This window comes from Pseudomonas sp. LAIL14HWK12:I1 (assembly GCF_003202095.1).
GTDB lineage: Bacteria > Pseudomonadota > Gammaproteobacteria > Pseudomonadales > Pseudomonadaceae > Aquipseudomonas > Aquipseudomonas monteilii.
Genome location: NZ_QJKG01000006.1, coordinates 333,487 through 354,525 on the forward strand (window position 1 = coordinate 333,487; position 21,039 = coordinate 354,525).

The 21,039-nt window shown below is 61.1% G+C and carries 18 protein-coding genes; 11 read left to right on the plus strand and 7 right to left on the minus strand.

The window, feature by feature from the left end; translation table 11 throughout:
* Positions 1-66: 66 nt before the first annotated feature.
* The gene (locus tag D906_RS17590; protein WP_019097582.1) at positions 67-1,260 is read left to right on the plus strand and encodes an MFS transporter; all 1,194 of its coding nucleotides are present in this window, start codon (positions 67-69) and stop codon (positions 1,258-1,260) included.
* On the opposite strand, the gene D906_RS17595 is transcribed toward D906_RS17590, so the two are convergent.
* A complete protein-coding gene (locus tag D906_RS17595; protein ID WP_027615525.1) occupies positions 1,222-2,268 on the minus strand; it encodes a dienelactone hydrolase in 1,047 nt (348 codons plus the stop codon). The two genes, D906_RS17590 and D906_RS17595, sit on opposite strands and share 39 nt — an antisense overlap.
* A gap of 200 nt (positions 2,269-2,468) precedes the next feature.
* Between D906_RS17595 and yghU the strand changes: the two genes are divergently transcribed.
* The 6 genes from yghU to D906_RS17625 all read left to right on the plus strand — a co-directional run bounded on the left by yghU (position 2,469) and on the right by D906_RS17625 (position 9,388).
* Entirely contained in the window at positions 2,469-3,308 is an 840-nt protein-coding gene (gene yghU, locus D906_RS17600; RefSeq protein WP_019097584.1) for a glutathione-dependent disulfide-bond oxidoreductase, read from the plus strand.
* A 140-nt stretch (positions 3,309-3,448) separates the two neighbouring features.
* The gene (locus D906_RS17605; RefSeq protein WP_025754184.1) at positions 3,449-5,152 is read left to right on the plus strand and encodes an amidase; all 1,704 of its coding nucleotides are present in this window, start codon (positions 3,449-3,451) and stop codon (positions 5,150-5,152) included.
* 84 nt (positions 5,153-5,236) lie between these two features.
* Positions 5,237-5,911, plus strand: coding sequence for a transcriptional regulator (locus D906_RS17610; protein ID WP_016715637.1), 675 nt, complete (start codon positions 5,237-5,239; stop codon positions 5,909-5,911).
* Positions 5,908-6,825 (plus strand): pyridoxal-phosphate dependent enzyme, encoded by a 918-nt coding sequence (locus tag D906_RS17615; RefSeq protein WP_027609383.1) that lies wholly within the window; start codon positions 5,908-5,910, stop codon positions 6,823-6,825. Before D906_RS17610 ends, D906_RS17615 begins: the two co-directional genes overlap by 4 nt.
* A 187-nt stretch (positions 6,826-7,012) precedes the next feature.
* Positions 7,013-8,110, plus strand: a complete 1,098-nt coding sequence (gene nspC, locus D906_RS17620) for a carboxynorspermidine decarboxylase (protein ID WP_016715639.1) — start codon at positions 7,013-7,015, stop codon at positions 8,108-8,110.
* 33 nt (positions 8,111-8,143) lie between these two features.
* Positions 8,144-9,388 carry a saccharopine dehydrogenase family protein gene (locus tag D906_RS17625; RefSeq protein ID WP_016394970.1) on the plus strand — a complete coding sequence of 415 codons (1,245 nt, stop codon included), beginning with the start codon at positions 8,144-8,146 and terminating at the stop codon, positions 9,386-9,388.
* A gap of 56 nt (positions 9,389-9,444) precedes the next feature.
* Here the strand turns inward: D906_RS17625 and D906_RS17630 are convergent, their stop codons facing one another.
* Both D906_RS17630 and D906_RS17635 read right to left on the minus strand, forming a co-directional pair.
* Positions 9,445-10,491, minus strand: coding sequence for a class I SAM-dependent methyltransferase (locus tag D906_RS17630; protein ID WP_027615524.1), 1,047 nt, complete (start codon positions 10,489-10,491; stop codon positions 9,445-9,447).
* A 119-nt stretch (positions 10,492-10,610) separates the two neighbouring features.
* A complete protein-coding gene (locus D906_RS17635; RefSeq protein WP_019096776.1) occupies positions 10,611-11,474 on the minus strand; it encodes a type 1 glutamine amidotransferase domain-containing protein in 864 nt (287 codons plus the stop codon).
* Between the two features lie 109 nt (positions 11,475-11,583).
* On the opposite strand from D906_RS17635, the gene D906_RS17640 reads away from it, so the two are divergent.
* On the plus strand, positions 11,584-12,519 hold the full coding sequence (locus D906_RS17640; RefSeq protein WP_019096775.1) for a LysR family transcriptional regulator: 936 nt from the start codon (positions 11,584-11,586) through the stop codon (positions 12,517-12,519).
* Between the two features lie 48 nt (positions 12,520-12,567).
* Positions 12,568-13,905: a UDP-glucose/GDP-mannose dehydrogenase family protein gene (locus D906_RS17645; RefSeq protein WP_027615523.1), complete on the plus strand. Its 1,338-nt coding sequence runs from the start codon at positions 12,568-12,570 to the stop codon at positions 13,903-13,905.
* A gap of 39 nt (positions 13,906-13,944) precedes the next feature.
* On the opposite strand, the gene mqo is transcribed toward D906_RS17645, so the two are convergent.
* A complete protein-coding gene (gene mqo, locus D906_RS17650) occupies positions 13,945-15,522 on the minus strand; it encodes a malate dehydrogenase (quinone) (protein WP_025754189.1) in 1,578 nt (525 codons plus the stop codon).
* 151 nt (positions 15,523-15,673) lie between these two features.
* On the opposite strand from mqo, the gene D906_RS17655 reads away from it, so the two are divergent.
* Both D906_RS17655 and D906_RS17660 read left to right on the plus strand, forming a co-directional pair.
* Positions 15,674-16,894: a putative DNA modification/repair radical SAM protein gene (locus D906_RS17655; RefSeq protein ID WP_019096772.1), complete on the plus strand. Its 1,221-nt coding sequence runs from the start codon at positions 15,674-15,676 to the stop codon at positions 16,892-16,894.
* Complete coding sequence (locus D906_RS17660) at positions 16,885-17,772, plus strand: TIGR03915 family putative DNA repair protein (RefSeq protein ID WP_025754190.1); 888 nt, start codon at positions 16,885-16,887, stop codon at positions 17,770-17,772. Before D906_RS17655 ends, D906_RS17660 begins: the two co-directional genes overlap by 10 nt.
* On the opposite strand, the gene D906_RS17665 is transcribed toward D906_RS17660, so the two are convergent.
* From D906_RS17665 to D906_RS26860, 3 genes are all read right to left on the minus strand, one after another.
* Positions 17,727-17,981: a PAAR domain-containing protein gene (locus tag D906_RS17665; protein WP_025754191.1), complete on the minus strand. Its 255-nt coding sequence runs from the start codon at positions 17,979-17,981 to the stop codon at positions 17,727-17,729. The two genes, D906_RS17660 and D906_RS17665, sit on opposite strands and share 46 nt — an antisense overlap.
* Positions 17,978-18,793, minus strand: coding sequence for a DUF6708 domain-containing protein (locus D906_RS26855; protein ID WP_232238325.1), 816 nt, complete (start codon positions 18,791-18,793; stop codon positions 17,978-17,980). Before D906_RS26855 ends, D906_RS17665 begins: the two co-directional genes overlap by 4 nt.
* Positions 18,790-21,039: T6SS effector BTH_I2691 family protein (locus tag D906_RS26860; RefSeq protein WP_256586153.1), on the minus strand; the 2,250-nt coding region annotated here is incomplete at its 5' end. The genes D906_RS26855 and D906_RS26860, both read right to left, overlap by 4 nt.

Genomic DNA, 21,039 nt, shown 5'->3' on the forward strand with positions numbered 1-21,039 from the left:
CTTTCATTTCCCTCCTGTAACAGCCATCATGGAACTACGCCCAAACGCCCGCCCGCGAAAGAGCCCATGACCGCGCAACAACCCGCCCCCACCCGCAATACCCTGCATATCACCCTGCAGATCCTGTCGATCGTTTTCTACACCTTCATTGCCTTCCTCTGCATCGGCCTGCCGATTGCGGTACTGCCCGGCTATGTGCACGACCAGCTGGGCTTTGGCGCGGTGATCGCCGGGGTGACCATAGGCCTGCAATACCTGGCCACCTTGCTCAGCCGCCCGTTTGCCGGGCGCGTTGCCGATACGCTTGGGGGCAAGCGGGCCATCCGCTTCGGCCTGCTGGGGATTGCCAGCTGCGGGGTATTGACCCTGCTGTCGGCCTGGACCCTGACGCTGCCGCTGCTGAGCCTCGCGTTGCTGCTCGCAGGCCGTTTGCTGCTGGGCATCGCCCAGGGGTTGATTGGTGTAGCCACCTTGAGCTGGGGCATCAGCCAGGTCGGCCCCGAACACACCGCCAGGGTGATCTCGTGGAACGGGATTGCGTCTTATGGTGCTATCGCGATAGGCGCCCCCTTGGGCGTACTGGCCGTGGACGGGCTGGACTTCAGCGTACTGGGGCCCGCCTTGCTGGTGCTGGCCGTGGCTGCCCTGCTGGTGCTGCGCAAACGTCCTGACGTGGTGGTGGTGCGCGGCAAGCGCCTGCCCTTCTGGTCCGCGTTCGGCCGTGTGGCCCCGTGTGGCCTGGGCCTGACCCTCGCCTCGATCGGCTATGGCACCCTGACCACCTTTGTCACCCTCTACTACCTGGAGCGCGGCTGGGCCGGTGCTGCCTGGTGCCTGAGTGCGTTTGGTGTGTGCTTCATCATTTCGCGGCTGCTGTTCGTCAATGCGGTCAACCGCTTTGGTGGCTACAACGTGGCGGTCGCCTGCATGGCCACCGAAGTGCTTGGCCTGAGCTTGTTATGGCTGGCACCTTCCCCGGCCTGGGCGCTGGTCGGCGCTGGGCTTACCGGTTTCGGGCTGTCGTTGGTGTACCCGGCGCTGGGCGTAGAGGCAATCAAGCAGGTCCCCAGCAGCAGCCGTGGCGCGGGGCTAGGCGCCTATGCGGTGTTCTTTGACATGGCCTTGGCCATCGCCGGGCCGGTAATGGGCGCAGTGGCCGTGCACTTCGGCTATGCCTCGATCTTCTGCGTGGCGGCCCTGTTGGCCCTGGCCGGGGTGGGCCTAACGCTGTTGCTGTCGCGGCGCGCCCGCCTCGGCTGACCGCTCGCCCGGTTGCGGTGCACCCAGCCCCTGGCTGAAGAACGCCGCCGTTTCGCGCTCCAGCGAATGATGAATATGGCGTCGATCCACGCCCTCGGCATCTTTGCACAGTACGGGCATTCGCGTGTATTGCTCGGCGTCGCAATGGGCCATGAACACAAAGTGGCCGGCGCCGGCCAGCAAGCGGTAATCCGGTGTGACCGGCAGTTTGCGGGCCAGTGCTTCGGCGTTGCGGTCCACGGCCACCAGTTGATCGCTGTCTCCGCTGTAGATCAGGGCGGGTACCTGCACTCCGGCCAGGGCATGGCGTCCGAACAGCAAGCTTAACGGGGCCATCAGCATCACCGCCCCCACCCGCTGGTCTGCCTGGGGCGCCAGCTCGCTGCGGTCGGCAATCAGAATCCCGTGGGTTTTGCAGGCGTCGGCGTCGTTCGGACGTTCCAGGCAGTACTGGCGCAGGCGGTCCAGGTCGGGGCGCGCGCCAGACAGTATCAACGCGGTTTCGCCGCCGGCCGAATAGCCGATCACACCGACCTTGCCTTCATTCAGGTAAGGCCCGAGCAATGCATCGTCACGGGCAGCACCAATGGCAGCGCTGACTTGCAGTGGCCGGCCATAAAGATTGCTCAGGGTACCCAGGCGAGTGTGGTCGCGGGCGTTGTCCCCCGGGTGCACGACAGCTACCACCACGAACCCCTGGCGCGCCAGGGACGTGGCCAGGTAATGCAAGGCCAACGGGCTGCCGGTGTTGCCGTGAGACAACACCAGTAACGGGAACCGGCCCATGGCAACGGGTGCCTCTTCAGCCACCTCGACTGGGTAGCCGTCTATACGGCTGCGATGGGTTGACCCAACGGCCGGATAAAAAGCCAGGGCTTGCATTGGCCGGTTATCGACCGGGTCGGCCAGTGTCATGTGGTGCAGGCCGGCCACCCATGGCGCAGCCTCGGCGTGGGCCAGCAGGCCGGCGAGCAGGGCCAGTGCCAACATGCAGCGTGGAAGGGTCATCGGCCGGCGGTTCCTTGCAGGGCGAAGTGATAGCCCAGCATAGAACCGGCCTGGCCGGCACAGCATGAAAACTGGATGAAACCGTCGTCATGCATGTGGCGTGCGCGCCCTATGCATTTGCGCATGGCATCGAACCCGTGGCATAGATGCAGGTCCACGTCTTTACGTGACCGTTTCGCGCCATTGAAGGAGATTCATGCATGAGCAAGCCCGCCTATGTGCCACCTAAGGTCTGGCGCAACGACGCAGCATCCGGCGGCCAGTTCGCCAGCATCAACCGCCCGGTTGCAGGCCCGACGCACGACAAGGACCTGCCGCAGGGCCAACACCCGCTGCAGTTGTATTCCCTGGCCACGCCCAATGGCGTCAAGGTCACCGTTGCCCTTGAAGAGCTGCTTGCTTTGGGCCACAGCGGTGCCGAGTACGATGCCTGGCTGATCCGCATCGGCGAGGGCGACCAGTTCTCCAGTGGCTTCGTCCAGGTAAACCCCAACTCGAAGATCCCTGCCCTGCTCGACCGTAGTGTCGAGCCACCTGTGCGGGTGTTCGAATCGGGATCGATCTTGCTGTATCTGGCGGACAAGTTCGGTGCCCTGCTGCCGAAATCGCCGGCTGCACGCACCGAAAGCCTGAACTGGTTGTTCTGGCAGATGGGCGCAGCGCCTTACCTGGGTGGTGGCTTTGGCCACTTCTACGTGTATGCACCAGAGAAGGACGAGTACGCCATCAACCGCTTCACCATGGAAGCCAAGCGCCAGCTGGATGTACTCGACCGCCGCCTGGCCGAAAGCCGCTACCTGGGCGGCGACGAGTACAGCATTGCCGATATCGCCGTGTGGCCATGGTATGGCCAGTTGGTGCGCGGCAACCTGTATGGCGCGGCGGAGTTCCTGGCGGTTGACGAATACCCCAACGTGCAGCGCTGGGCCGAAGAAATTGCCCAGCGCCCGGCGGTGCAGCGCGGCACCCGGGTGAACCGGACCTGGGGAGATGAAGACAGCCAGGTGCCCGAGCGGCATTGCGCGGCGGACCTGGATTGAGGGCTAGCCGGGGTCGCTACGCGACCCCAACAATGCCCGCCTGCATAAAACCGTTTGCCCGCGCGCAAACCTGCGTCCGTCAAGCCCTTCTTGTACACTCCTCGCATTAGCCCCCACCTGCACATTTTTTTGGTGAACGCATGATCGAGGTAACCGAGGTTTCCATTGCCGAGCTGCGCGACGCGCTCGAATCGGGCCGCACGACGGCGGTCGAGCTGGTCAAGGCCTACCTGGCGCGTATCGACGCCTACGATGGCGCCGACACCGCCACGGCCCTGAACGCCGTGGTGGTGCGCAACCCGGAGGCGCTGAAAGAAGCCGAGGCCTCCGACGCCCGCCGCGCACAGGGCCAGGTGCTGAGCCCGCTGGACGGCATCCCCTACACCGCCAAGGACAGCTACCTGGTCAAAGGCTTGACCGCTGCTTCCGGCAGCCCTGCCTTCAAGGACCTGGTCGCCCAGCGCGACGCCTTCACCATCGAGCGCCTGCGCGCCGCCGGTGCCGTGTGCCTGGGCAAGACCAACATGCCGCCCATGGCCAACGGTGGTATGCAGCGCGGCGTGTATGGCCGCGCCGAAAGCCCGTACAACGCCAACTACCTGACCGCGCCGTTCGCCTCGGGCTCCTCCAACGGTGCCGGCACCGCCACCGCCGCCAGCTTCAGCGCCTTCGGCTTGGCTGAAGAAACCTGGTCCAGTGGCCGTGGCCCGGCGTCCAACAACGGTTTGTGCGCCTATACCCCATCGCGCGGGGTGATTTCGGTGCGTGGCAACTGGCCGCTGACCCCGACCATGGACGTGGTGGTGCCTTACGCCCGCACCATGGCCGACTTGCTGGAAATCCTCGATGTGGTGGTAGCCGATGACGCTGACAAGCGCGGCGACCTGTGGCGCTTGCAGCCTTGGGTGCCGATTCCGGCAGCGTCGACGGTGCGCCCTGCGTCTTACCTGGATCTGGCCGTGGATGCCGGTGCCCTCAAAGGCAAGCGCTTTGGTGTGCCACGCATGTACATCAATGCGGATGCCGAAGCTGGCACCTCCGAAAAGCCGGGCATCGGCGGCCCGACCGGCCAGCGCATCAACACCCGCGCCACGGTGATCGCCTTGTGGCAGCAGGCGCGCCAGGCCCTGGAAGCGGCCGGTGCCGAAGTACTGGAAGTGGACTTCCCGCTGGTGTCCAACTGCGAGGGCGACCGCCCGGGTGCCCCGACTGTTTACAACCGTGGCATTGTCAGCAAGGAATTCCTGCACGACGAACTGTGGGAGCTTTCGGGCTGGGCCTTCGACGACTTCCTGCGCGCCAACGACGACCCCAAGCTCAACCGCCTGGCCGATGTCGATGGCCCACAGATCTTCCCCCACGACCCGGGTACCCTGCCCAACCGTGAAGACGACCTGGCTGCCGGCATGGACGAATACGTCAACATGGCCAAGCGTGGTCTGAAAACCTGGGACCAGATCGAGACCCTGCCTGACGGCCTGCGCGGCCTGGAAAAGACCCGCAAGCTGGACCTGGAAGACTGGATGGACAATCTGGGCCTGGACGCGGTGCTGTTCCCGACCGTTGCCGATGTGGGCCCGGCCGACGCCGATGTCAACCCGGCCTCGGCCGACATCGCCTGGAGCAACGGTATCTGGGTGGCCAACGGCAACCTGGCGATCCGTCACCTGGGTGTGCCAACCGTCACCGTGCCGATGGGCGTGATGGCCGACATCGGCATGCCGGTGGGGCTGACCTTTGCCGGGCGGGCTTACAGCGACAATGCGCTGTTGAGCTTTGGTGCAGCCTTCGAGGCGACCGGCTCGCGCCGCATGATCCCGCCACGCACCCCAGCCCTGAGCTGATTATTGGGGCTGCTTTGCAGCGAAGATCGCACAATTCAACTTAATGTGTAAAAATACACAAAAAGTTGAATTGTGCGATCTGCCATGCCCATCTCCCCCAGCGAAGAACGCCACCTCACCCTCTCTGTGCTCAAGGCCGCCATCCAGGCCTTGGGTAGCGTTGCCGCACGCAACATGGAAATCCTCCTGCACGACCTCGACCACCCGGAGCACTCCGTGGTGGCGATCGTCAACGGCCACCTGTCCGGCCGTAGCGTCGGCAGCCCGATTATTGCAGCCCCGGAACAGGACCAAGGCTTCAAAGCATTGATGCAGGCCTCGGCCGATCAGCGCGGCTGCGAGCCCGTGGTACTCCCCGACTACCCCACCACGCTCAAGGGCCGCACCCTGCGCAGCGCCACCGCTATCTTTCGAGACAGCACCGGCCACCCCTTCGCCAGCCTCTGTGTCAACACCGACATCACCGGCCTGGACGCAGCCATGAGCTTTCTCCAGCAGTTGCAACCGTTGGGTGCCACACCCGCGGTAAGCGAGCCTGCCGACATGGAACTGCTGATGAGTGAAATCATCCAGGCCTCGCTTCAGCGCAGCGGCCAGGGGCGAATGAACAAACAGGCCAAAGTCGAGGCTGTTCGAGTCATGCAGGAGCGTGGCTTGTTCATCGTCAAAGGCGGCGTGGAAAAGGCTGCCAGTGCCCTCGGCGTGACCCGCTACACCATTTACAACTACCTTGAACAATTGCGCGGAGCCAGCCAATGACCTTGCATATCCAAACACCCCTGATCGAATCCCGACCGCTGTCGTTGGCCGCCGGCTGCAATGTCTGGCTCAAACTCGATGCCCTGCAACCTTGCGGCTCGTTCAAGCTGCGCGGGGTGGGCCATGCCTGCGAAGTGCATCAGGCCCGCGGCGCCAAACAGTTCATCTCGTCCTCGGGGGGCAACGCCGGCCTGGCGGTGGCATACGCCGGGCGCAAGCTGGGCGTACCGGTAACCGTAGTAGTCCCCGAAACCACCACTGAGCGAGCCAAGGAATTGCTGCGTCTGGAAGACGCCAAGGTGGTGGTGCATGGCAGCTCCTGGCAAGAAGCCAACGCCCTGGCACAGACCCTCGTCGGCCCGGATGACGCCTTTATCCACCCGTTTGACGACCCGCTGTTATGGACCGGGCATGCCAGCCTGATCGATGAAGTGGCCGAAGCCGGCGTGAAGCCCGACGCTGTGGTGCTGTCGGTAGGTGGCGGCGGCTTGCTCAGCGGCGTGGTCGAAGGGTTGCAGCGCAACGGGTGGGGCGAGGTACCGGTGCTGGCAGTGGAAACCAACGGTGCAGCTTCGCTGCATGCGGCCATGCAGGCGGGGCATTCGGTTGAACTGGAGCGTATTGCTTCCGTGGCAACGTCGCTGGGGGCAAAGCGCGTCGCAAATCAGGCGCTGATCTGCGCGCAGCAGCACCCGGTGCACAGCCACTTGGTCAGCGATCGCGCAGCGCTGGAGGCCTGCGAGCGGTTCCTGCTGGACCATCGCCTGCTGGTCGAACCGGCGTGCGGGGCCGCGTTGGCATTGGCGTATGCGCCGGGCGCACTGGCGCAATACCAGAGCGTGCTGGTGGTGGTTTGTGGCGGTGCTACCGCAACGCTGGCGCAGATTAAGGCGTGGTTGCAGCAAGCTGATTGAGGCTGCCACCTGTCGGTGGTGATTACGATAGTCACATGCGTCTGTTCTACTGAGCCCGCCGCAACCGGAAAAATGCCCTCGCAACGGCGTCACCCCTGACGAAATGCGTATCGCACCCTTTCGGTCTGCGGCAAGTGAAGGCACAATGCGTGTCCTTTTTTTGGCCGGCCTGGCCGGGGGCCTTTAAATGATCAAGACGCCGTATTACCTCATCGACAAAACCAAGCTGCTCAGCAACATGGAGAAGATCGCCTACGTGCGTGAACACTCCGGTGCCAAGGCGCTGCTTGCCCTCAAGTGCTTCGCCACCTGGTCGGTGTTCGACCTGATGCAGCAGTACATGGACGGCACCACCTCGTCCTCCCTCTTCGAGCTCAAGCTCGGCCGCCAGAAGTTCGCCGGTGAAACCCACGCCTACAGCGTGGCCTGGGCCGACGATGAGGTCGAGGAAATGCTGGAGAACTGCGACAAGATCATCTTCAACTCGATCGGCCAACTGCAGCGCTTTGCCGAACAGTCCGAAGGCAAGGTACGCGGCCTGCGCGTCAACCCGCAAGTCAGCAGCTCCGACTACCTGCTGGCCGACCCGGCGCGCCCGTTCAGCCGCCTGGGCGAATGGGACCCGGCCAAGATCGAACAGGTGATCGAGCAGATCTCCGGCTTCATGTTCCACAACAACTGCGAGAACGGCGACTTCGGCCTGTTCGACAAGATGCTCACGCATATCGAAGAACGTTTCGGCCACCTGCTGCACAAGGTCGAGTGGGTCAGCCTGGGTGGCGGCATCCACTTCACCGGTGAAGACTATGCGGTAGACGCCTTCTGCGCGCGCCTCAAGGCCTTCTCGGAGAAATACGGCGTACAGGTGTACCTGGAGCCGGGCGAAGCGGCCATCACCAACAGCGCCTCGCTGGAAGTGACCGTGCTCGACACCCTGTACAACGGCAAGCACCTGGCCGTGGTCGACAGCTCCATCGAAGCGCACCTGCTCGACCTGCTGATCTACCGCCTCAACGCCAAGATGGCCCCGAATGACGGCGAGCACACCTACATGGTCTGCGGCAAGTCGTGCCTGGCCGGCGACATTTTCGGCGAGTACCAATTCGATCGTCCGTTGGCCATTGGTGATCGCCTGTCGTTCGTCGACACGGCGGGTTACACCATGGTCAAGAAAAACTGGTTCAACGGTCTGAAAATGCCTTCCATCGTGGTCAAGCAACTCGACGGCAGCGTCGAAGTCGTCCGCGAGTTCGGTTTCGAAGACTACGTTTCCAGCCTGTCGTAAGACTGGCTACTCAAGTAAGGAGCAAAGGGTAAATTGAAGAAGAACGTTCTTATCATTGGTGCAGGAGGTGTCGCCAAGGTGGTGGCCCACAAGTGCGCGCAGCATAACGACGAACTGGGTCGTATCGCTATCGCGTCACGGAACATCTCCAAATGCCAGGCCATCATCGACAGCGTCAAGGCCAAGGGTAGCCTCAAGGTACCCGCCGACATCCAGGCCTTCTCGCTCAACGCCCTCGATGTCGAGGCAACCAAGGCACTGATCCGCGAAACCGAATCGCAGATCGTGATCAACGTGGGGTCCGCCTTCCTCAACATGTCGGTGCTGCGCGCCTGCATCGATACCGGTGTCGCCTACCTGGACACCGCCATCCACGAAGAGCCGGGCAAGATCTGCGAAACCCCGCCGTGGTACGGCAACTACGAGTGGAAACACCTCGAAGAGTGCCAACAAAAGAACATCACTGCCATTCTCGGCGTCGGTTTCGACCCGGGTGTGGTGAACAGCTACGCCAAACTGGCGCAGCAGCAGTATTTCGACAGCATTGATTCGATCGACATTCTCGACGTCAATGCCGGTTCGCATGGCAAGTACTTTGCCACCAACTTCGACCCGGAAATCAACTTCCGCGAGTTTACCGGGCAAGTGTGGAGCTGGCAGAACAGCCAGTGGACCAGCAACACCATGTTCGAGGTCAAGCGTACTGACGACCTGCCGGTGGTAGGTTCGCAAAATCTGTACCTGACCGGTCACGATGAAGTTCACTCGATCTCGAAGAACCTCAACGTGCCGAACGTGCGTTTCTGGATGAGCTTCGGCGAGCACTACATCAACGTGTTCACCGTGCTGAAAAACCTGGGCCTGCTCAGCGAGCAACCGGTGAAAACCGCCGAAGGCCTGGAAGTGGTACCGCTGAAAGTGGTCAAGGCCGTGCTGCCGGACCCAGCCTCGCTGGCCCCAGGCTACACCGGCAAGACCTGCATCGGTGACCTGGTCAAAGGCACCAAGGATGGCCAGCCGCGCGAAGTGTTCATCTACAACGTGGCTGACCACGAAGAGGCCTACGCCGAAACCGACAGCCAGGGTATTTCCTACACTGCCGGCGTACCGCCAGTGGCTGCCGCCCTGCTGGTAGCTCGTGGCGAGTGGGATGCCAAGCGCATGGTCAACGTCGAGGAGCTGCCAGCCGAGCCGTTCCTCAAGGCGCTGGACGTGATGGGCCTGCCGACCCGCGTTAAAGATGAAAAAGGCGATCGTCCCTGGGACGCTGAAGCCTAAGTAGCAAACAGAAGGGGTGCCACATGGCGCCCCTTCTGCTTTTCCAGGCCAGGCCTCTACTTCCGGGCCTCCAGAATCAGGTTGAACGGCGTTTGCGTCGCCCGCCGGAACCGGCTGAACCCCGCCGCTTCGAACACCGCCCGCAACCGCCCCTCCCCGGCCTGCGCGCCCAGCCCCAAGCCCACTTCCTGCGACAACGAATTCGGCGTGCAGATAAATGTCGACGCGGCATAAAACAACCGCCCGACCGGGTTCAGGTTGCCGTCCAGCGAATCCTCGGCATAAGGCTCTACCAGCATCACCGTACCGTCAGGCTTCAATGCACGGTAGGCGTGCCTGGCCGCCCCCACCGGGTCGCCCATGTCGTGCAGGCAATCGAAAAAGCACACCAGGTCATGGTCATGCCCCGGGTAATCCTTGGCACTTGCCTGCTGAAAACTCACCCGCTCCGACAGCCCCGCTTCGCGCGCCCGTTCGTTGGCGGTGGTGATAGAGGGACCGTGGTAGTCATAACCTACAAAAGTCGACGCCGGAAATGCCTGGGCCATGACCAGCGTGGAGGCGCCGTGCCCACACCCCACATCCGCCACCTTGGCGCCCGCCTGCAGTTTGGCCACCACACCCTCCAGCGCCGGCAGCCACTCAGCCACCAGGAACGTCCGATAACCCGGCCGGAAGAACCGTTCGGTACCGCTGAACATGCACGGGTGGTGGTCGCCCCAGGCCAGCCCGCCATCGCCGCGCATGGCCGCGACCAGCTTGTCCTTGTCATGGAACAATGCCGCGATCACTGCAGCACCACCCGCCATGTAAGCCGGGGAGTCCTCCAGCGCCAAAGCCATGGCCTGCTCTTCGGGCAACACAAAAAGGCCCTTGTCGTGCGTCATGTAGCCCGATGCCGCCTGGGCGTTCAGCCATTCGCGCACCAACCGAGGGTGGCAGCCGGTTTTGGCCGCCAGCGCCTCGGGCGTGGTCGGCTGGCTGTCGGCCAGGGCCCGGTACAGGCCCAGCTCGTCACCCAGGATGACATTTGCCAGCGTCGCTGCGGCGCCCATGTCGCCCACCAGCTTGCCCATGAAATCATGAAGCCTTGCCTCGTCCATGACCTGCCCTCCTCTGCAAGAAGGCCATCGCCAGCGAGGGACATCCGCTCCGGGGAGGCGGTGGTCGGGGTTATTGGATGGGCCTGCCATAACGCTCGCAAAACAGACCCTGTGTAAGTCTAGTTGGCTTGCTCAGCGCCTTGGGCCTGCTCAGTAAGCTTTTCCAGTAGCGCTTTGGCCAGCAGCTTGTCCGAAAATGGGTTTTGCCCCGTGATCAGTTCGCGGTCCACTACCACATTGGGCTGCCAGGCCTTGGCGTAAGCCATATCGCCACCGGCCGTCGCCATGGCCTTGGCCGGGTAGAACAACAGCCGCTGGCCCTTGAGCGAACCTTCGAACACTTGCTCTTCCGGGTCGGAGAAAATAGTCATCCTGTACCCCTTGTACAACCAGTCGGTGGCGGCCGGTGTTTCACCACGAGCCAACATCCGTTGATAGCTTCCCGGGTCCCGCTGCGCCGAGAGCAAGGCGATGGGGCCATGACAAATAGCGGCCGTAGGCTTGCCAGCCTCATGAAAATGCCGCAGCAAGGCACCGACGTCCGGGTTGTTGGCCAGGTCGATCAAGGGGGCGTGGCCGCCGGGAATGAACAAACCGGCGTACCGCCCCATGTCACTGGCGAGCACCTCTTTCACCGACAAGGTATCGCCAATGTCCGCCAAGCCTTGGACCACCTTCTCGATCCTCCGCATTTCGCTCGCATCACCCGCAAAGTACTGAGGATCGATCGAAAGTGGGTCAACGCTCGGGGCGTTACCCTTGGGTGTCACCAGCACCACCGTGTAACCGGCCTGGAGCAACTGGTCGGCAGGCACGCCGAACTCATTGAGGTAATAGCCGGTGGCATAGGGCTTGCCGTCCTGTAGCGCCAGTTGGTTCTCGCTGGAGAGCAGCACAAGAACTTCACCCTTGGACGAGGCATGGGCGCCACTGGTCAGTAAGGCGGTGGCAATAGTGAGGGCAAGCGAGGACAACCTGGTCATGCATCAATCTCCTGATCTAAGCGCCGTCTTACATTGGCGGGATGGGCACATCCTAACGACCAGGCTAGAATTCGATAATTCGAATGCTCGCATACCTGTGATCCATAAAATGAATATCACCCGCAAGGATCTCAATCTGCTGCACCTGTTTCATGTGCTTTATCAAGAGCGCAACCTCACCCTCGCCGCGCAGCGCATGGCCCTGAGCCAGCCTGCACTTAGTCACAAGCTCAACAAGCTGCGCCATCAGTTCGGTGATCCATTGTTCGTACGCGCCCCGAGGGGCTTGACGCCCACGCCACGCGCTCACGAATTGGCTGCCGAAGTCGAGCGCTTGATCATGGGCCTGGAAAGTTTCTACGAACGCTGCGAAGGGCAGGATTTTCTTTTACGCCCTGCCCGCCTGCACCTGTACAGCACTGATTATGTAGAGCAGACGCTATTACCTGGGCTGCTCCCGATCCTGCGTAACCAGGCGCCAAACTTGACACTGGTCACCCATAACACCCGTGGCCAGCTCCCGCGGGAAGCCTTGGAGAAAGGTACTTGCGACCTTGCCGTCGCCGGATTCTTCACTGACCTGGCGGATAGCTTCCACCAGCAGCGCCTGCTCAGCGATGACTTCGTAGTACTGGCCTCTCGCAGTCATCCTCGCCTTGGAAATGGCCTGGACCTCAACACCTTCCTGGCATGCGACCACCTGCTCACCACCCTCACCGGCGACCTTGATGGTTTGGTCGACCGCGCCTTGCGCGCCCAAGGAAAGCACAGGCGAGTAGTGGCAGGCCTGTCGAGTTTCATAGCCCCCATGCGCATGATACAAGGCACAGACCTTCTGCTTACCTGCCTGCGCTCGCTGGCTATTGAAGCAGTCAAACGTGATGACGACCTGCTCATGTACCCACTTCCGCTGGTACTGCCTGCAATCGAGGTAATGCAGATCTGGCACGAACGCACCCATGCCGATCCCTTGCGCCAGTGGTTCCGCCAGCAACTATGGGCAGTCGCGCAGGAAGTAGCAGCCCGTTCAGGTAACAAAATCTAAATACCACTGTGACATTTTTCGTCAGCGTTCTTGCCAAGGAGCTGTCAGATGAAAGTCACGGTTTTCGGTACTGGCTATGTCGGCCTCACCCAGGCAGCGTGCCTGGCCCATGTGGGACATTCGGTGTTGTGCATGGACGTCGACGCCGAGCGTGTCGCCACACTCAATAGAGGCCATTGCCCTATCTTCGAGCCAGGCCTTGCACCGATGCTGGAAAAAAACCTGGCCTGCGGACGCCTGCGCTTCACCACCGATACCGACGAAGCCACCAATTTCGCCACGGTGCTGTTTATCGCGGTCGGAACCCCTGCACAGGCCGACGGCAGTGCTGACCTGAAACAGGTTTTCACCGTGGTCGACAACATTCTCAAACATGCCGAAGGTGCCAAGTTAATCGTCAACAAATCTACCGCGCCAGTTGGCACCGTGCACCGTATAAAGGAGCGTATTGCACAGGCTGTGGCCGACACCAACCGCTTTCAGGTAATCAGTAATCCCGAATTCCTCAAGGAAGGCTCGGCCGTGGACGATTGCATGCGCCCGGAGCGCATCATTATCGGTGGCGCCACGCCAGCCGAGGTAGAGTTGCTGCGCGAGCTATACCTGCCGTTCAACCGAAATCGCGAAAAATTCATGGTCATGGATGCGCGTAGCGCCGAGCTCAGTAAATACGCAGCCAACTGCATGCTGGCCACCAAGATTTCCTTCATGAACGAAATCGCCAATCTGGCCGAGCATTTAGGTGCCGACATCGAAATGGTACGTCGCGGGATCGGCTCAGACTCGCGCATTGGCTACGACTTCATCTACGCCGGCTGCGGTTTCGGCGGTTCGTGCTTCCCCAAGGATCTGCAAGCCCTGCGCCGCAGCGCCGAAGCCGAAGGCTTCGAGCCGCAGCTGCTGCGCGCGGTAGAGTCGATCAACGAACAGCAAAAAGGCCGGCTGTTCAACAAGATCCAGCGTCACTACTCACGCGGACTGCGTGGCAAGGTCTTTGCGTTGTGGGGACTGTCGTTCAAGCCCAATACCAACGACATTCGCGAAGCCTCCAGCCGGGTGGTACTTGAGGCGCTGTGGGCTGCCGGGGCACGAGTACAGGCGCACGACCCTCAGGCGATGCCGGAAATTCTGCGGCATTACGGCCCACGCGCCGACCTGCAGCTTGTGCCTTCCAAGGAAGCTGCCCTGCAAGGCGCTGATGCCTTGGTGATCGTGACGGAATGGCAAGACTACCGTGTGCTCAACCTGGACACGGTGCCCCAATTGCTTGCAGACCGAGTGGTATTCGATGGCCGCAACCTTTACGAGCCTGACCACATGGCCTCTGCAGGCCTGACATACTACGGTATTGGACGTGGCCAAGTGCCGCCAGCCAGCCAGCAGTGAACCTTGGCCGGCCGCTTTCAAGCAGCCGGCCATAGCCACTTACGGTGCAGCATTACTGCCTGGCGGATTGAGCTGCAGCACCTCATTGGTGTATGCCCATTCCTTCTGTACCTGGTCCGGGTGGTCATTGAGGCGAATGCCATAGGACGGGATGATCTGCTTGATCTTGGCCTGCCATTCCGGCGTTGCCACCTTGTCCTTGAACACCTTGTTCAGCACATCGAGCATGATGGGTGGTGCGGTCGAGGCACCCGGCGAAGCCCCCAGCAAGCCGGCGATACTGCCGTCCTTGGATGTCACCACCTCGGTACCGAGCTTGAGCACGCCACCCAATGCTTCGTCCTTCTTGATGATCTGCACCCGCTGGCCGGCCTGCCACAGCCGCCAGTCTTCCTTCTTCGCCCCGGGGAAGTAGGTGCGCAGCGCTTCGAAGCGGTCATTGTCGGATTGCAGCACCTGGCCGATCAGGTACTGCACCAGGTCAAACTCGCGTACGCCCACCCGCACCATCGGCCAGGCGTTGTGCACACTGGTACTGGCAAGCAGGTCAAGCAGCGAGCCCTGTTTGAGGAACTTGGTCGAGAACGTGGCGAACGGCCCGAACAGAATCATCCGCTTGCCATCGAGCACCCGGGTGTCCAGGTGCGGCACCGACATCGGCGGTGCACCGGTCGCGGCAATGCCATAGGCCTTGGCCATGTGGCGCTGGGCGATGGCCGGGTTGTCGGTGACCAGGAACGAGCCGCCGACCGGGAAGCCGGCATAGTCCTTGGCTTCGTCGATACCCGACTTCTGCAGCAGCGGTAACGCCGCACCACCGGCACCAATGAACAGGAACCTGGCGTCAGTGGCCGCCTTGCTGCCGTCTTTCAGGTTCTTGTATTCGACATGCCAGGAGCCATCACCGTTGCGGGTAATGTCCTGCACCTCGGTGGACAGTTTGAGGTCGAAGTTGGGCCGAGTCTGCAGGTAACCCACGTACTGCCGGGTGATCTCGCCAAAATTCACATCGGTGCCGATTGGCGTCCAGGTCACGGCCAGTTTCTGGTTGGGATCGCGCCCTTCCATCATCAACGGCACCCACTTGCGGATCTGCTCGTGGTCTTCGGAGTACTGCATGGGCTTGAACAACGGGCTGGCCTGCAGCGCCTCATAGCGCTTTTTCAGGAAGCGGATGTTGTCGTCCCCCCACACGAAGCTCATGTGCGGCGTGGTATTGATGAAGGAATGCGGGTTCTTCAACACGCCCTGCTTCACCTGCCAGGCGAGGAACTGGCGGGTGACCTGGAACGACTCGTTGATCTCCACGGCTTTGCTGATGTCGATCTTGCCGTCTTTTTCCGGCGTGTAGTTGAGTTCGGCCAAGGCCGAGTGGCCGGTGCCGGCGTTGTTCCAGCCGTTGGAACTTTCTTCGGCCACCTTGTCCAGGCGCTCGACCATCTCCATCGACCAGCCTGGCTCCAGCTCGTTGAGCCAAACGGCCAGCGTGGAACTCATGATGCCGCCGCCCACCAGCATCACGTCCACCTTTCTGGTTTCCGCTGCCTGGGCATTGAGCATGCTCAATGCCAGCGCCAGCCCGGCCAGCGCCAGTTCCGGCTTGATGGTGATCTTCATAACCTCTCCCGTGCCTCGTTGCTGTCCGTTAGTCCGGCACAAGCTTAGCTGATGGATTTACTCGGGTATGTTCAAGGCGGAGCTTCGTGCCCCTTGCAATTCATGAATTCTCAAAATACTGTATGAATATTCAGTATCGCGAGTCAGTCACATGCAGCTCATCGCCAAACTCGGCATCCTCGCCGACGCCGCCAAGTACGACGCCTCCTGCGCCAGCAGCGGCGCGCCCAAGCGTAATTCACGCGGCGGTGATGGCCTGGGCGCCACCAACGGCATGGGCATCTGCCACAGCTACACCCCCGACGGCCGCTGCGTCTCGCTGCTCAAGGTGCTATTGACCAACTTCTGCCTGTACGACTGCCAGTACTGCGTCAACCGCCGCTCCAGCAACGTACCTCGCGCGCGCTTTTCCCCCGAAGAGGTGGTCCGCCTGACGCTGGACTTCTACCGGCGGAACTGCATCAGCGGCCTGTTCCTTAGCTCCGGCATCATCCGCTCGGCGGACTACACCATGGAGCAGTTGATCCGCGTAGCCCGGTTGCTGCGCGAAGAACACAACTTCCGCGGTTACATTCACCTCAAGACCATCCCGGATGCCGACCCCCTGCTGATCGAAGAAGCCGGCCGCCTGGCCGACCGACTCAGCGTCAACATCGAGCTGCCCACCGACGCCAGCCTCAAGCGCCTGGCACCGGAAAAACAGGCGCATACCATCCGCCAGGCAATGGGCGTGATTCACCTGGGCCAGCAAGCGGTGGCCAACGAACCCAAAGCCCCGCGCTTCACCCCTGCCGGCCAAAGCACCCAAGTGATCGTCGGTGCCGACAGCACCGACGACAGCACCCTGCTGCGCAATGCCGAGTCGCTGTATCAAGGCTATGGCCTCAAACGCGTGTATTACTCTGCGTTCAGCCCGATCCCAGACAGCCCGGGCAGCGTACCCTTGGCTGCCCCGCCGCTACTGCGCGAGCACCGCCTGTACCAGGCCGACTTCCTGCTGCGTGGCTACGGCTACAAGGCGGGTGAACTGCTGGGCCAGAGCGGCAACCTGGCGCTGGACATCGACCCAAAGCTGGCCTGGGCGCTGGCCAACCGGGAGGTATTCCCGCTGGACGTGAACCGCGCCGAGCCCGCGCTGCTGGCGCGTATTCCCGGCATTGGCCTGCGTAGCGTGCAACGCCTGGTCGCACTGCGCCGAGAGCGGCGCATTCGCTATGACGACCTCATTCAGCTGCGCTGCGTGCTGGACAAGGCACGGCCGTTCATCGTCACCAGCGATTATCGCCCGGCCCAGGCCGAGCTGCGCAGCGGCCTGCTAAGGGCGCGTTTGCGTGAGCCGCAGGCGCCCGTGCAGATGGGGTTGTGGGGATGATCGCGCTCGATTGTGATGACCAGTTCGCCACTTGGCGGGATCAGGCCCGGGTGTTGCTGGGGCATGGCATCGACCCCGCCGAGGTCACCTGGTCGCAAGGCCCGATGGCCGACCTGCTGGCAGCACCGGCAGCGCCCCCGGAAGGCCCAGGCCCCTTTCGTGCCAAAGTCCCGGCCGTGCTGCTGAGCCAGTTGGAGCAGGCTGCCCGTTATCGTGGCGAACAGCGCTGGAACCTGCTGTATGAAGTGCTCTGGCGTGTTGCCCATGGCGACCGCACGGCGATGCTGGCAGGTGACCGATTGGGCAGTGAGTTGCAACGGCGCATCAAGCAAGTCACCCGGGAGGCGCATCACCTGCATGCCTTTGTGCGCTTCGTACCGCTGCCAGAGGCGTTGGCCGATCGCCTGCAACTTGATCTGGTGGCTTATCACGAACCGGCGCATGACGTTCTGGAAAGTGCCAGCCCCCATTTTGCCGACCGTCTGGGGCGTTTACGCTGGTTGATCGCCACCCCACAGGATGGCATTCGCTTTGACGGCCAGCAGTTCGATTACCAACGCCATTGCCCTGAGGATTGGCAGCAATGGGCACGCAACGCCGACGACCCTGGCGCCGAACTGTGGCGCACCTATTATCGCCATACCTTCAACCCTGCCCGCCTCAACCCGGATGCCTTGCGCCTGCACATGCCCGGGCGTTTCTGGCGGCATTTGCCGGAAGGCATGCTGATACCGCAGCTTGAAGGCCTTGCTCGCCAAGGCAAGCAACGGGACGGCCAAGCCCTTGAAGTGGCCTCCCAGGCCGGCAAACAGATCAGTAAACCCACACAGTCCTACAGCAACCACCCGACATCGCCCTCATCCAGCACACCGCCATGATCCGTTCGGTCGCCTTTGCGCGCCACCGCCGCGCCTTCGATCAGGAAATGCTCTGCCCCACTCTCGATAACCGCACCACACGTGGTGCGGTCACCTACCCTCGCAACTGCCCTGCCGTTGAAGGTATAGGTGGCACTGCCGCTCTCTACCTGATTGACGCCATGCAGCGGGCATTCATGTCGGTGGCCTACAAGTACAACCGGGTTCATTGGGTTTCTCCTTCAGACGGTGCTGTACGGGATTCACGGTCAATGTCTGCTGGCCACACAACCTTTGGGGCCAAGCAATGCATGTGGCTGAGGCCGTCGTCGTCGTTCCAGTCGCGGGGTGGGTGCACGAATTTTGGCAAGGCTTCGGGGCCTTGTTGCATGAACAGACGGGCGATGGCCCAGTAGGCTTCACCTTGGTGCAGGGTATGCGTGAAGAAGACACGATCAATGACTTCGCCGGTTTCGGGACTACGGACTGACAGCATGACGTTTTCAATCAGGCCGCCGTGGCCGGGGGCGTAGACGCGGTAGACCTCCGCGGTTACGTCGTCCCAGTTGTAGGCGACCGGTTTGACGCCCCAGTGTTTTCGGCTGAACAGGTAGACGTAATGGAATCTGTATTGATAGAAATATATCTTTCGTCGCTGGCGATTGAAACGGATTGGCTCATCTCTTGGGAGCATTAGGTCAATTTTTACATGGCACGCAACAGCCCACATAGCGAATGGTGGCAGGAGCAACAGAACAAGACCCATAAACCAATCACGCGACCAGCTAAAATTCAGCAAGAGCGAATACAGATATATAGCCGCACCAAAAGACAGGACCAAAGTCGCCCCTCCTACCAGCGCTGCCACACCACGCAAACTGACCGTAGACCGAGGCAACTCTAGATACACGTCATTAAAATAATTTGGCGCTGGCTTTATATCCTCCACACTGAAACGTGACACTTCCTGAGAACTGACACCTGGCAGGTCATAACTCCAAAATAAAGCTCGCTTCCAAAGAGGTCCAGATCTGACTTTCATTCGTTAACTTCCCTGACACAAGCTTCAGCATAAGCATTCACCAGCGATCTATCGGGCCAGTACATTACTAGCAGCGTCGCAGCACAAATTGTGTGTGGTCCGATAGTCGCCAGCAACTCTACAGATCCAGTTATTTCCAGCCAGGATATTGTCGCCCCCTCTAAGCTTGGCGACTTACGTTTTCTACCCACTGAAACTTTACGTCTATAGTCGGGCAATTTTGGCTGAGAAAAACCAGGGAATTTTACCGCTTTAGTGAGAGCCTCTATCGGGAGGGCTTGATATTCATCTACAAACACAGTCTCCCCGCCAATGAAATCGGGGAATTCACCATCACCACTCCGATGCACTATGAGGGTCACACGAAGAGCCGAGCGTTCATCACTATAGCCAGGCAATACGACTTTAAACTTGAGTTTATGCTCCAACTCCAAGCTGACCAACCCTCCTATTTTGGGGCCGGACTGATCACTTAACAGCCTGGATTCGAAATTGACCGCCGTGCAAACACCTAACGCAGCTGCGTTAAGCTCTGCAAACGCAATATCCGCATATTCAGGACTCCCCCAATATACAACCAGCTTTTCGTCAGCCTTTCCAAAGCAACAGCGTCGAGCCCAACGCACCAAAGCTGTAGGCTCATTTCCTTCAGCCCATTTGCTTACTGCGTACGCCGTGAGCGCCAGTATCACTGCGACACCTAAAGGCCCTATTATTAGGGGCTTGAACACTGCATACACGAACGCCCCGGTTGAAACGGTATACGCAAAACCCGCGCCAACATAAGCTGCTCCCGCCTTATTGTCTCCTGCTGCCAACGCGCGCTTTGCTGCGACAAATGCCTGTACCGCATCAAACATACCGGCCATTGCACTAATCATGGCACCGATTTTTATAAACGAGACGCCTGCCCCCGTCGCACCCTTAGCCCAAGACGTTCCCATGTGGCCAGCACTTGATCTAATCACAAGCCCAACTAGTTCAATTTGCCCTCCCAACAATCCCAATTGCGACCCTTGCAGCGCCAGCTTGGCCTCATGTGCCTTGGGCCCAATCTCGGTTTCTGCTTTATCCTGGTTTCTGCTCAGGCTGTCGTGTTGCAAATACAACCCGCCTATCGCCAACAGTAACTCCCAGCTACCTGCCACACCCCGCAAGCCGCTAAAGCCGGTCCGCACAAGCTTCGCCGCCTGCTGCGCAGTGATCCTCATCCCTTGGAGCAACTTGCGCGCATTCGCCTCCAGCGTCCCCGCCGCCACCGAGATATCCACCAAGGCAATCTGTGCCGCACTACTCGCCTGGGTCACCGCCATACTGGCTCCCTCAAGCAACCAACCACGCACCTCTTCAGCCGTACCCTCCACCCACACCGTTACGCTGATCATGGTGTGGGTAAACCGTGGATCAAGCACGGCCAGGCTCATCAGCCCGTGCTGCATGATCGGCCGCACCTTGTTCCAGGCCTTGGTTGAATGGAGGTCGAAGTCATCGACATTGCGATGCATCCGGTCCCTGGCTTCGGCAATCGAGGCATTGGCCTTGTGCTGCAACTCGCGCAAGTGGGCACTCTGCAAGGCGTAGTACTCACCCAGCTTCATCTTCACTTCCAGCTCGATCAGGTGCACACCGTTGTACAGATACTGCGTCGCGCTGTTCAGGTGCCGCACGGCGTTCTGAATGCCTGACGGCAGGCTGGGCGCCAAGCGCTGGCTGGCGGCGTTGAGGGCACCCTGGGTTTCGGCGATGGCCTGCTTGAGGGTATTGCGCATGCGCAAGCCGGCGTCGTCGCTGGCGATGATCTTGCTCAACATGCCATAGAATTTGTCGCTGTCATTCCAGTTGATAACGTCGGTGGCGGAAAAGCTGGGCAGCAAACCGGCCAACAACGCACGGTCGCGCATCAGCAACGCGCGGTAAGGGGGACTATCAGGATCCTGCAGCCATTTCAGCCAGAGCGTTTCGCTGGTGCCGGCCGTGGGACTCGTTCCGGGCGCCACCGCCTCGGTAATGCCACCCCCCAGGCACAGCGCCATGGTCTTGGCATAGGCCACGCCAGACTCGCGGTGATCGCCGTCGTAGTCGTACTGCTCGGCCACCTTGAACATGGGTGTGTCGAACAGCGCAACATAAGCACGGGCGTTCTTGTCGATGTAGCCCTGAAATTCCGCTTCCTGCTGGTCATACTCGGCCTGGAACGCTGCCCGTTTCGCTTCGTCGTAGCGTTCCTCCAGCCGCTCGTCACTCTC

Bases quoted from the DNA above. Each gene is read 5' to 3' on its own strand.
- D906_RS17590 (WP_019097582.1), top strand. From the start codon at position 67: ATGACCGCGCAACAACCCGCCCCCACCCGCAATACCCTGCATATCACC.
- D906_RS17595 (WP_027615525.1), bottom strand. From the start codon at position 2,268: ATGACCCTTCCACGCTGCATGTTGGCACTGGCCCTGCTCGCCGGCCTG.
- yghU (WP_019097584.1), top strand. From the start codon at position 2,469: ATGAGCAAGCCCGCCTATGTGCCACCTAAGGTCTGGCGCAACGACGCA.
- D906_RS17605 (WP_025754184.1), top strand. From the start codon at position 3,449: ATGATCGAGGTAACCGAGGTTTCCATTGCCGAGCTGCGCGACGCGCTC.
- D906_RS17610 (WP_016715637.1), top strand. From the start codon at position 5,237: ATGCCCATCTCCCCCAGCGAAGAACGCCACCTCACCCTCTCTGTGCTC.
- D906_RS17615 (WP_027609383.1), top strand. From the start codon at position 5,908: ATGACCTTGCATATCCAAACACCCCTGATCGAATCCCGACCGCTGTCG.
- nspC (WP_016715639.1), top strand. From the start codon at position 7,013: ATGATCAAGACGCCGTATTACCTCATCGACAAAACCAAGCTGCTCAGC.
- D906_RS17630 (WP_027615524.1), bottom strand. From the start codon at position 10,491: ATGGACGAGGCAAGGCTTCATGATTTCATGGGCAAGCTGGTGGGCGAC.
- D906_RS17635 (WP_019096776.1), bottom strand. From the start codon at position 11,474: ATGACCAGGTTGTCCTCGCTTGCCCTCACTATTGCCACCGCCTTACTG.
- D906_RS17640 (WP_019096775.1), top strand. From the start codon at position 11,584: ATGAATATCACCCGCAAGGATCTCAATCTGCTGCACCTGTTTCATGTG.
- D906_RS17645 (WP_027615523.1), top strand. From the start codon at position 12,568: ATGAAAGTCACGGTTTTCGGTACTGGCTATGTCGGCCTCACCCAGGCA.
- mqo (WP_025754189.1), bottom strand. From the start codon at position 15,522: ATGAAGATCACCATCAAGCCGGAACTGGCGCTGGCCGGGCTGGCGCTG.
- D906_RS17655 (WP_019096772.1), top strand. From the start codon at position 15,674: ATGCAGCTCATCGCCAAACTCGGCATCCTCGCCGACGCCGCCAAGTAC.
- D906_RS17665 (WP_025754191.1), bottom strand. From the start codon at position 17,981: ATGAACCCGGTTGTACTTGTAGGCCACCGACATGAATGCCCGCTGCAT.
- D906_RS26855 (WP_232238325.1), bottom strand. From the start codon at position 18,793: ATGAAAGTCAGATCTGGACCTCTTTGGAAGCGAGCTTTATTTTGGAGT.